General features: G+C 64.2%; 12 protein-coding genes and 1 tRNA gene. 5 read left to right on the forward strand and 8 right to left on the reverse strand.

All coding sequences use genetic code 11. From position 1 onward, the window contains the following. From soxX (G584_RS0103935) to G584_RS0103965, 7 genes are read right to left on the reverse strand one after another with little or no spacing between them, the layout of a single operon-like run. Entirely contained in the window at positions 1-564 is a 564-nt protein-coding gene (gene soxX / locus G584_RS0103935) for a sulfur oxidation c-type cytochrome SoxX (protein ID WP_038050668.1), read from the reverse strand. Further along, on the reverse strand, positions 561-2,282 hold the full coding sequence (gene soxB, locus G584_RS0103940; RefSeq protein ID WP_028493447.1) for a thiosulfohydrolase SoxB: 1,722 nt from the start codon (positions 2,280-2,282) through the stop codon (positions 561-563). The genes soxX (G584_RS0103935) and soxB overlap by 4 nt, the downstream gene beginning before the upstream one ends. Further along, positions 2,279-2,857 (reverse strand): sulfur oxidation c-type cytochrome SoxX, encoded by a 579-nt coding sequence (soxX, locus tag G584_RS0103945; RefSeq protein ID WP_028493448.1) that lies wholly within the window; start codon positions 2,855-2,857, stop codon positions 2,279-2,281. The genes soxB and soxX (G584_RS0103945) overlap by 4 nt, the downstream gene beginning before the upstream one ends. A 10-nt stretch (positions 2,858-2,867) precedes the next feature. After that, positions 2,868-3,650 carry a sulfur oxidation c-type cytochrome SoxA gene (gene soxA / locus G584_RS0103950; protein ID WP_051209162.1) on the reverse strand — a complete coding sequence of 261 codons (783 nt, stop codon included), beginning with the start codon at positions 3,648-3,650 and terminating at the stop codon, positions 2,868-2,870. A 54-nt stretch (positions 3,651-3,704) separates the two neighbouring features. Then, positions 3,705-4,031, reverse strand: a complete 327-nt coding sequence (gene soxZ / locus G584_RS0103955; RefSeq protein WP_028493450.1) for a thiosulfate oxidation carrier complex protein SoxZ — start codon at positions 4,029-4,031, stop codon at positions 3,705-3,707. A gap of 11 nt (positions 4,032-4,042) precedes the next feature. After that, on the reverse strand, positions 4,043-4,495 hold the full coding sequence (gene soxY / locus G584_RS0103960) for a thiosulfate oxidation carrier protein SoxY (RefSeq protein WP_028493451.1): 453 nt from the start codon (positions 4,493-4,495) through the stop codon (positions 4,043-4,045). Next, positions 4,488-4,922, reverse strand: coding sequence for a SoxW family protein (locus G584_RS0103965; RefSeq protein ID WP_028493452.1), 435 nt, complete (start codon positions 4,920-4,922; stop codon positions 4,488-4,490). Before G584_RS0103965 ends, soxY begins: the two co-directional genes overlap by 8 nt. 229 nt (positions 4,923-5,151) lie before the next feature. Here G584_RS0103965 and cycA point away from each other — a divergent pair, with 229 nt between their 5' ends. The 5 genes from cycA (at position 5,152) to G584_RS0103990 (ending at position 8,430) form a co-directional block, all read left to right on the forward strand. Continuing rightward, on the forward strand, positions 5,152-5,598 hold the full coding sequence (gene cycA / locus G584_RS0103970; RefSeq protein ID WP_028493453.1) for a cytochrome C-552: 447 nt from the start codon (positions 5,152-5,154) through the stop codon (positions 5,596-5,598). Between the two features lie 54 nt (positions 5,599-5,652). Continuing rightward, positions 5,653-6,603, forward strand: a complete 951-nt coding sequence (locus tag G584_RS0103975) for an ABC transporter ATP-binding protein (protein ID WP_028493454.1) — start codon at positions 5,653-5,655, stop codon at positions 6,601-6,603. Further along, complete coding sequence (locus G584_RS0103980) at positions 6,600-7,211, forward strand: thiamine diphosphokinase (protein WP_028493455.1); 612 nt, start codon at positions 6,600-6,602, stop codon at positions 7,209-7,211. The genes G584_RS0103975 and G584_RS0103980 overlap by 4 nt, the downstream gene beginning before the upstream one ends. 70 nt (positions 7,212-7,281) lie before the next feature. After that, positions 7,282-7,357: transfer RNA gene (locus tag G584_RS0103985), tRNA-Lys, on the forward strand. A 47-nt stretch (positions 7,358-7,404) separates the two neighbouring features. After that, the gene (locus G584_RS0103990; RefSeq protein ID WP_169378076.1) at positions 7,405-8,430 is read left to right on the forward strand and encodes a DUF815 domain-containing protein; all 1,026 of its coding nucleotides are present in this window, start codon (positions 7,405-7,407) and stop codon (positions 8,428-8,430) included. Here G584_RS0103990 and G584_RS0103995 read toward each other — a convergent pair. Next, the gene (locus G584_RS0103995) at positions 8,427-10,076 is read right to left on the reverse strand and encodes a CTP synthase (protein WP_028493457.1); all 1,650 of its coding nucleotides are present in this window, start codon (positions 10,074-10,076) and stop codon (positions 8,427-8,429) included. The two genes, G584_RS0103990 and G584_RS0103995, sit on opposite strands and share 4 nt — an antisense overlap. Positions 10,077-10,206: the final 130 nt, after the last annotated feature.

Consider the following 10,206-nt stretch of genomic DNA (forward strand, 5'->3'; position numbering starts at 1 on the left):
TCACCTCCGGTTGATGGGGGACTCGGGGTCCAGAAGGAAGGCCACCAGGTCGGCGGTTTCCTCCGGGGTAAAGAGGCCGTGCACCCCGCCCCGGTACATCAGGGAGCAAGGCACGAAGGCCCAGGCGTTGAAGATCTTCTCGTAGGTGTACCGCACCACCGCCTCCGAGGTGCCCCGCTGCCCATAGTTGGTCAGGCTCGGCCCCATGGTGCCGTGGGCCACCTCGCTGGCCACCCCGGCGTGGCAGGCGTAGCAGTTACCCCGCTTGGGATCGGTGAAGACCTTCTCCCCGTTTTTCCAGTCCCCCATGAGCTTGCCGTTCGCCGGGTACTTGATGAGGGCCTTCTGCTCTGCCAGGAAGGTCGGAATGAGGTCGGGGGGAAGCTTGTCCCGGTACTGGGAGCAAAGGACCTGCCCCTTGTCCTGGGAGAGCATCACCTTGGCGAACTCGTGGCCGCCCGCATGCAAAGCCGCCTCAAAGCGGGCCCTAAAGGGACTCACCTGGGTGAGACCAAGCCCCAAGAGCAGGGCCGAGGCCAGCAGTATCGCCGCTTTTTTGGTCATGAACCCACCTCCGGCACACGGTAATTGCGTCCCAAGACGCGCACGTTGGGCTTGGGCAAAACCCTTACGCGCCCAGCGGCTTTGAGGTACTCCTCGAGGACCTGGTAGATGGGCCTGGGCTCGTACCCTGCTTTGGCCTCCCCCACCCGCTGGAGCCTTCCCCCATAGGAGGCCGCCAGGTACCGGCGATTGGGATCCAGGGGCTTGCCGCCCACCTCCACCTCCCGGATGCGCTTGCCAACAGGGGCATCGGGGTCCAGCACGTAGCGGAGGCCGAAAACCCGGCTCACATCCCCGCCCTGCTGGTAGAAGGGATCGGGGGTAAAGACGTTGCTGGCGATGTCCTCCAGGGTGTTCCGGATCTGCTCCCCCCGTAGCCAGAAGAGGTAAAGGTCGGGGTAGGTAAAGCCCAGGTAGGCGTAGAGGTGGTCCCGGGTGATGGCCTGCCCGGGAAGGATGGTGGTGCCCCAGCGCACCGCTGGGCTGAAGACCAGGTCCACCTCGGGATAAAGGGCCTTCACCGCCTGCCCCACCAGCTCATCCCAGGTGGAGTAAAGGGTATCCCGCTTGTAAAGCAGGGACTCGGAAACCGCCAGGGGCTCGAGAAGGTGCTGACGGTGGGGAGCCAGGGTCTTTTCCAGGAAGGCCTCCACGTCGGGAGCTCCCGGGAGATGGCGGGCCAAAACCGGCAGAATCCTAAGCCGCAGGTTGGCGATGCCCCCCTTGGTGAGCTTCAGGTCCACCCGCATGAGCGCCTTACCGGCCGCGCTTCCCGCCACGATCCAGGTCTTGCCCACCCGCCAAGGGGAAGGGGTGAGGTCGTGGGTGTGTCCGGAGAGAATGAGGTCAATGCCCTTCACCCGCTCCGCCAAGGCCGCGTCCAGCTGGAGGCCATTGTGGGAGAGAAGCACCACAGCATCCGCCCCCTCGGCCCGGGCCTGGTCCACGGCCTCCTGCAAGCGGCGCACATCCAGGGCAAAGGAAAGGCCTTCCGTGAACTCCTCGGGGTGGGAAACCTTCACGTAGGGATAGGTGGCCCCCACGATGGCCAGGGCGTAGCGGCCCATCTGATGGATCCGGTAGGCAGGATAAAGGGGGTCGCCGAAAAGCTCATCCACCACGTTGTAGGAGAGGTGCTCGCCCTTAAGCTTCTTGAAGAGCGCCTCGGCCCGCTCCCGCCCCAGGGTCCACTCCCAGTGGGAGACCATGTGGTCCACCCCGACGAGGTTCTGCCAGTCCACGATGGCCTCTCCCTGGGTGAGGAGGGAAAGGCCGGAGTTGGTCCAGGTGTCCCCGCCGTCCAACACCAGGACCCTTCCCCCCTCGGCCTCCACCTGGGCCTTTTGCTTGCGGATGAGGGCGGCAAGGGCGCTCAGGCCCCCGATGGGACCGAAGGCCTTGGCCAGCTCCACGAAGTCCAGATAGCTGAGCAGGTAGGCCAAGGGGGTCTTCCGCTCCACCCCGTAGTAGCGCAGAATGGCCTCCCCGGTAAGGTAGCCGGGCCTCCCCATAAGGGGCTTAGGGGGGATAAGGTTGGGGGGCTCCATGAAGTAGTGGGGAAAGGCCTGGCCGTGGAGGTCAGAGAAGTAGAGAAGGGTGACGTCGCCGTAAGGGGGAAGCTCATAGAGGCGGGAAGGATTCTCCAGAACCTGGGCCAAAGCCTTGGGCCCAAGCCCTCCCAGGGCGGAAAGCCAAAAAAGAAGCTCCCTTCGGTTCATTTAGACCCCACCGCCGGCTTGGTGTTGAAGTCGCTTTCCGGATCCAGCAAGTAGGCCACCACGTCCGCGATCTCCTCGGGGGTCAAAAGCCCCTGGGCCCCGAAGCGGTACATGACCGTGCAGGGGAAGTAAGCCCAAGAGTTGTAGATGACCTCGTAGGTGTAGCGCTGGACCGCCTCGGACTGGCCTCTCTTAAGACCGTACTTCTCCAGGCTGGGCCCCACGTCCCCGCCCAGGTGCACCGGGGAGCCAAAGTGGCAGGAGAAGCAGTTGGCCTTCTGCAGGTTGTTGAAGATGGCCCCACCTTTCTTCCAGTCCCCCATGAGCTTGCCGCTTTGCGGGTACTTGATGAGGGCCCGCTGCTCCTCGAGGAACTTGGGGAGAAGATCACCGGGCAGGCGGTTGCGGTGGATGGAGCAAAGGGCCTGGTCCGGACGCTGGTTGAGGAAGACATCTGCGTAGGTCTTGCCACCCGTCTTGATGGCCTCCAGCTCGGAAGGGCCAAAGTACGACTGGGCCAAGGCCACCACCAGGGGCGCGGCCAAAAGGATGGGGATAAGCTTCTTCGCCTTCATCACCGCCTCCTCACCGCACGAAAGCCGGCCACTCCTCCACGACAGCCCCGTTGTTGTTGTAGGCCATGAAGAGCTCCAGGGCCAGGATGGGTAGGGAGTAAAGGGCGGGCTGGGGATGGCCGATATTGCCGTAGCAGGCCCGGATGCGGTCCTGCATGGTCCAGATCTGGTCGTTGGAGTAACGGTAGGCAGGCCAGTGGGTCCAGGACTTATCCTTGCCCAAGACATCCGCGTAGGGCAGGACCCCCGCCCGCCGGCCCACGTAGGTCACGTGGCAGGTGGCGCACCCTATATCCCGGGCCCCACTCCGGGCGTAAAAGAGCTTCTCGCCAAGAGCATAAAGCTCCCTTTCCTGAGGAAAGAGGAGGCGCACCTGGATGGGCTTGCCCGTGGAGAAGCTGGCGATATAGAAGGCGATGGCCACCACCTCTTGCCGCTTGACCTGGTCGGGCCGGTAGCCCTGAACCCGGGTCATGCAGGTGACGATGCGGCTATCCAGGTCCTCCACCTTGTTAGTGTCCAGGAAGTAACGGGGTAACCTGGCCGCCGCCCCTTCCAAGACTCCCTTCCCCAGGCCGAAATCGCACTCGGCCATGGTCTTGCCGCTTGGCCCCTTGCGGTTGAAAAGTTCCTTGCCCTGCTCCACGATGAGTTCCGTGGGCAGGATCCCCGCGGTTTGCAAAAGGAGTTGCTTTTGCCGCTTGGCCTCCTCCCGCGGGTCCACCTCCCCCTGGGCCAAGGCCAGGCCCAGCAGGAAAACCACGCTCACCATCCACCAGGACCGTAGAAGCATACCCTTACCTCCACGCCATGCCCGGCGCCCGGGGTTACCCCCCGGGCGCCACCCTTAGGCCAGCTCCAGCTTTACCGTACCCTCGCCGGTATCCCCGTCGGTGTCCTTAAGCTTGACGGTAAAGGTCCCTGCCTTTTCCGCCTTGAACATGAAGCCGTAAAGGGGGTTGGCGCTGGTGGAGGGACCGGGCTTAGCCTCGGCCACCTTCTCCCCCTCGAAGTAGACCTCCACCTGGTTGATGTACTTGGCGGGGATGATCTTGCCCTCGGCATCCCGGCGGGTGCCGGGTTCGTTGGGATGCTGGGCAACTACCTGGAGCTTGAAGTTCTCGCCCGCCTTAGGCTTGGCCGGGGTCAAACGAACAATAGTACGAATGGCCATCTTCTACCTCCTTAACCGCAGCCGCCCACGGTCACGCGGGTGCTGGCCGAAGCCAAAAGGAACTTGCCGTCCACCGTTTCCACCACCGCCCGGATGGCGGTGGTCTCCGCCAAGCGCACCCGGGTGGCGTAGTAGGGCAGGGCCTTCATGGGCATAAAGGCCACCAGGTGCGGGGTAGGGTTCTTGTCAGCGAAGAGGTGGATGGCCTTCACCTGGCTCGAGGGCAGGTTCACCTCCACCTCGGCGGGAACATTGGCCCCGCTTTCGGCAATGGCCGGCATGGTGAGCTTGACGAGGTTAGAGGGGGTAAGGTCCTTAAACCCCCTGCCCAACACCGCCTGCAGGGCCTTCTCCAGGTTGGCCAGGTCCTCACCCTCTAAACCCTGCGCCCTTACGGGAAGCCCCGCCAAGGCAACGGCCCCGAGGGCTACGCCAGTGGTCCTTAGAAACGCTCGCCTATTCACACACACCTCCCTTGGCACAAATCTGGCGCAGCTCCGAAAGGAACTGCGCCCGGGGCCGGCTGCCAAAAAACCGGCCCACCTCTTCCCACGCCCCCTTGCGGAAGACGAGGAAGACAAAGGTTGGGGTACCCGGCACCCGATACCGCCGGGAAAGCTCCTGACCCTCCGGGGTCTCGATATCCACGGAGGCCACCACGAAACGGTCCTCCAGGAAGCGGCTTACCTGGGGATCGGACAAAACGAAGGTGTTCATCTGGTCGCAGTAGGGACAGTGAGGGGAGTGAAAGTACACCATCACCACCCGCCCGTGGGTCTGGGCCAGGTCCAGGGCCGTGCCATAGGGATACCACCGGCCGAAGTCCGGAGCTGCCCAGGCCGCGGCCAAGGCGAGTAGGACAAGGGACCAAAGTACCCGGTATGCGTACATGTTATACACCGCCTGGGTACACCCAAGGACATTTGTACCCTAGCACCCCTCCTGGGGAAATGTCAAGCTCCTTTGACAGGGAGCCCCCTTTTCATAAAAACCCGCTTATGGAATCTCCCACCTCTTACCCCCAGGGACTATACCCTTAAGAATGGCTAAAAGTTTGGCCTCGCCAAAGGCCTTGACAAGGAACCGGGGACAAAATACCCTGATACCCCGGAGGGTAAAGATGAAGCGGACCCTAACGGCTCTCCTCCTGATCGGCAGCCTGGCCTTGGCCCAGGCGGACGGCGCCAAGCTCTACGCCCAGTGCGCGGGATGCCACCAGGCCAACGGGCAAGGAATACCCGGGGCCTTCCCGCCCCTGGCCGGGCACCTGTCCGAGGTCCTGGCCAAGCAGGGGGGGCGCGAGTACCTGATTAAGGTGCTCCTCTGGGGCCTTCAGGGCCAGATCGAGGTAAAGGGCGTGAAGTATAACGGAGTCATGCCTGCCTTTGGCCAGCTCAAGGACGAGGAGATCGCCGCCCTCCTCAATCACATCGCCACCGCCTGGGGCGACGACAAGAAGGTCCAGGGCTTCAAGCCCTTCACCGCCGCCGAGGTCAAGGCCCTGCGGGAAAAGAAGCTCACCCCCCAGCAGGTACTGGAGGAACGCAAGAAGCTGGGTCTGAAGTAGGGCGGGCCGGCAAGGAACCCCGGGCATGCCCGGGGTTCCTTGTTTAATGGAGGGGTGCTGGAGCTTTCCCTGGAAAAGCGCTTTCCCGGTTTTCAACTGGCCCTAGACCTTGCTGTTCAGGAAGGAGAGGTCCTGGCCCTCCTAGGACCCTCGGGCAGCGGGAAGAGCACCCTGCTGAAGCTCGTCGCCGGCCTCCTTTCCCCCGACCGGGGTTTCGTGCGCTTCCGCGGGCAGGACCTCACCCCCCTGCCCCCGGAAAGGCGGGGGGTAGGGTTTCTTTTCCAGGACTACGCCCTCTTCCCTCACCTTACCGTGGCGGAAAACATCACCTTTGGCCTGGTGGAGGCCCGTTGGCCCAGGAAGGAGCGAGAGGCACGGGTGAAGGAACTCCTTGAACGCATGGAGCTCACCCCCCATGCCCAAAAGCGCCCCCAGGAGCTTTCCGGGGGAGAGCAGCAACGGGTAGCCCTGGCCCGGGCCCTGGCGCCAAGGCCAAGGCTTCTCCTCCTGGACGAGCCCCTGGGAGCCCTGGACTTGAGGCTACGGGAGGAGCTTCTCTTCTTTTTGCGCAGGACCCTTCGGGCGGAAGGGGTGACCACCCTGGTGGTCACCCACGACCAGGGGGAGGCCTTCCTCCTGGCCCACCGGGTAGCCCTCCTGCGGCAGGGAAGGCTCGTGCAGGTGGGAGTTCCGGAAGAGGTGTACGCAAGGCCCAAGGACCTCTGGACCGCCCGCTTCCTCGGGCACAAGAACCTCCTCTCCCCGGAGGAAAGCCAGGCCCTGGGCTTGCCTGCCAAGCCCCACCTTCTTTTGCCCAAAGCCCTTCGCCTGGGAGGGGAGCACCCAGGGGTGGTGGAGGAACGGCTTTTCTTCGGAAACAGGGTGGGGCTTTGGGTGCGGCTTGGGAAGGTGCGGCTTTACCTCGAGGCCCTGGAAGGCCCCCCGGAGGGAGCCCAGGTCCACCTCCACCTGGATCCTTCCCAGGCGGTACCCTTGGAGGGATGAGGCGCTTCGCCCTCCTCCTAGGCGGCCCCCTCCTGGTAACAAAGGCCTTGCGGGAACGCCTAAGGGACCTCCGCCTCCTGGCGGCGGACTCCGGTGGACGGCACGCCCTGGCCCTGGGGCTTCCCTTGGAGCTATGGCTTGGGGACTTCGACTCAAGCCCCCCCTGGCTCCAGCAAATCCTTCCCGCCCCCAAGGAGGTGCTTCCCCGGGATAAGGACCGGACGGACGGCGAAGCCCTGGTGCGAAAAGCCTTGGAGCTAGGAGCCGAAGAAGTCCTCCTCCTAGGGGGCATTGGGGGCCGCCTGGACCACACCCTAGCCCACCTGGAGCTGGCCTTTCTGCTGGCGGAAAAGGGGATAAGGGTAGAGCTCACCGACGGGCTTACCCGGGCCTTCCCCCTCCCTGTTGGATTCCACGTCTTCCCCTTGGAAAAGGGGAGTTCCTTCAGCCTCCTGCCCTTCCCCGAGGCCACCTTGGCCGTGGAAGGAGCCCGCTGGAACCTTCCCTCCACCCCCCTTAAGGCCACCACCCTCACCCTGGAAAACCAGGCCCTGGGGCCCATCCGGGTGCGGGTGGAAAGGGGACGGGCGGTGCTTTACCTGTTCTAGCCGCCTTGACAGAGCCTTGAGGGAAGGCTACACTGGCTTTTGGCGTCAAGGCCGACGCCGTGCACACCTTGGGCCGCTAGCTCAACTGGTAGAGCAACCGACTCTTAATCGGTGGGTTACAGGTTCGAGTCCTGTGCGGCCCACCACGGAACCCCGGGGCCTTCCCCGGGGGTTTTCCTTTAGCATGGGGCCCATGAGGCTTCCCAAGACCCCCCTGGACCTCCTGGACCTGGACCTGCCCCGGGGCGAACCCTGGGGCTATGCCTTCGCCCAAAGCCTCCTCAAAGCCCCCTGGGCCTGGCGGGCTTTAAGGCCCACCCCGGGGCTTCTCCAGCTGATACGGCAGGACCTCGAGGTCCTCTCCCTGGAACTGGAGGGGAGGCGGAAGGAGTACCCTTTAGCCGACCTGGGGGAACGTCCCCCCCACCCCGCTGAGGAAGGGGCCCTGGCTGCCCTCCTCGCCCGCGACCCCGAGGCCCTAGTCCGGGTGCTCCAAGCCCACGGGCCCTATCCCTTTGCCCTCTACCGGGCCTTCCGCTTCGCTGGCGAGGTGCGCCCCCTGGGAAGCTACCGCCTGCCCCGGGAGGACGAACTTCTGGGCTACGAAGAGCAGCTTAAGGCCCTCAGGACCAATGCCCTCCGTTTCCTCTCGGGAAAACCCGCCCTCCACACCCTCCTCTACGGGGCCCGGGGCACGGGCAAAAGCACCGCCGCCAAGAGCCTTTTGCACCTTAGAGAAGCCCGCATGGTGGAGGTGGAGCCCAAGGCCTTGGCCCACCTGGAAAACCTGCTGGAAAGGCTGGCCCTCCTTCCCCATCGCTTCTTCCTCTTCCTGGACGACCTCTCCCTGGATCCCAAAGAGGAAGCTTTCCACCACCTGAAGGCCCTCCTGGAAGGAAGCCTGGAGGGCCCTCCGGAAAACGTTCTCTTGCTGGCTACTTCCAACCGCCGCCACCTGGTGCGCCAAACCGGGGAAAACCCCTTACCCGGGACCGACCCCACCGCCTGGGATGAGCTTCAGGACACCCTGGCCCTCTCCGAGCGCTTCGGGCTGGTCCTCACCTTCCCGCCCTTTGACAAGACCCTTTACCTGAAGGCAGTGGCCCACCACCTGGGCCGCTCCTTGACCCCGGAGGAGGAAAGGGAGGCCCTGCGTTTTGCCCTGCAAAAAGGCTTCTCCGGGCGCGTGGCCCGGCAGTTCGCCCGAAGCCTGCTTTAAAGCCCCGCGTGCCTTAACGCCGCCTCCACGAAGCCCGCAAAGGGAGGGGAGGGGCGCATGGGCCGGCTTTTGAACTCGGGGTGGCTTTGCAAGCCCAGGAAGAAGGGGTGGTCCCTGAGCTCGATGGCCTCCACCAGCCCCGCCCCCCGGCCCCGCATCCCCGGGGTGGTGGCGGAGATCACCAGCCCAGCCCGCTCCAACTGGTCCACGTAGAGGGGATTCACCTCGTACCGGTGGCGGTGGCGCTCCAGCACCTCCTCCTTGCCGTAAAGGCGGTGGAGGAGGGTACCCGGGCGGATGCGCATGGGCCAGTCCCCAAGGCGCATGGTGCCTCCCAGGCCCTCCACCTCCAGCTGTTCGGGCATCAGGTCGATCACCGGGTGGGGGGTGTAGGGGTCAAACTCCGTGGAATTGGCCCCCTTGAGCCCGGCCACATGCCGGGCAAACTCGATCACCGCAATCTGCAACCCCAGGCAGATGCCCAGATAGGGGATTCCCTTTTCCCGGGCGTACTGGGCCGCCCGCACCTTACCCTCAATGCCCCTCACCCCAAACCCTCCTGGGACGAGGATACCGGAAACATCCCGGAAAGCCTCGTCCAAATCGGCTCCCTCGAGGCTCTCCGCATCCACCCACTTCACCTCCACCCGGGCCCCGTGCCGGATGCCCGCATGCTTCAAGGCCTCCAGAAGGGAGAGATAGGCGTCCGGCATCTTCACGTACTTGCCGGCGATGGCGATCCTCACGGTGCGCTCGGGGTGCTTCAAAACCCGAACCGCCTCCTGCCAGAAGGAAAGGTTGGGGAAGACGGCCTCGAGGCCCAGGGCCCTTTCCACCACCCGGCCCAGGCCCTGCTCCTCAAGAAGGAGGGGTATCTCGTAGATGTGCTCCACATTGGGGCTGCTGAACACATGCCCAGGGCGCACATTGGTGAACAGGGCCACCTTCCTGCGCACCTCCTCCGGCACCGGTTTCACCGAGCGGAGAACGATGGCATCGGGCTGGATGCCCACGCTCCTTAGGGTGGCCACGGAGTGCTGGGTGGGCTTGGTCTTGAACTCCTCGCTGGTTTCCAGGTAGGGGACCAGGGTGAGGTGGATGTAAAAGGTGTTCTCCTCCCCCTCGTCAAAGCGAAACTGGCGGATGGCCTCCAGGAAGGGAAGGCTCTCGATATCCCCCACCGTGCCCCCCACCTCCACCACCACCACCTCGGCCCCCTGCTCCTCCGCCACCTTGCGGATCCGGTCCTTGATCTCGTCGGTGATGTGGGGAATCACCTGCACCGTCTGGGAAAGGTACTCCCCCCGGCGCTCCTTCTGGATCACGGAAAGGTACACCTGGCCCGTGGTGAGGTTGTTGCCCCGGGAGAGGTCCAGGTCCAGGAAGCGCTCGTAGTGGCCGATGTCCAGGTCGGTTTCCGCCCCGTCGGCGGTGACAAAGACCTCCCCGTGCTCATAGGGACGCATGGTCCCCGCATCCACGTTCACGTAGGGGTCGATCTTGATGGCGGTAACCCTATACCCCCGGGCCCGAAAGAGGGCTCCCAGGGAAGAGGTGAGGATGCCCTTGCCCAGGCTGGACACCACACCCCCGGTGACAAACACGTACTTCCTCGGCCTTTGCGTGCTCTCGGAAACCCCGTTCACGGGACTTCAGCCTACCACATCTGGCAAAAGACCCCGGGGTTATGGTACAGTCTTCTTTGGCGTTCTTGCGGGGTCCCCCGATCCCCCGGCAAGAACATGGTGCCTGGCACACAGAGTTGAAGGAGGGCCC

The organism is Thermus antranikianii DSM 12462 (genome assembly GCF_000423905.1).
GTDB classification, from domain to species: Bacteria; Deinococcota; Deinococci; order Deinococcales; family Thermaceae; genus Thermus; species Thermus antranikianii.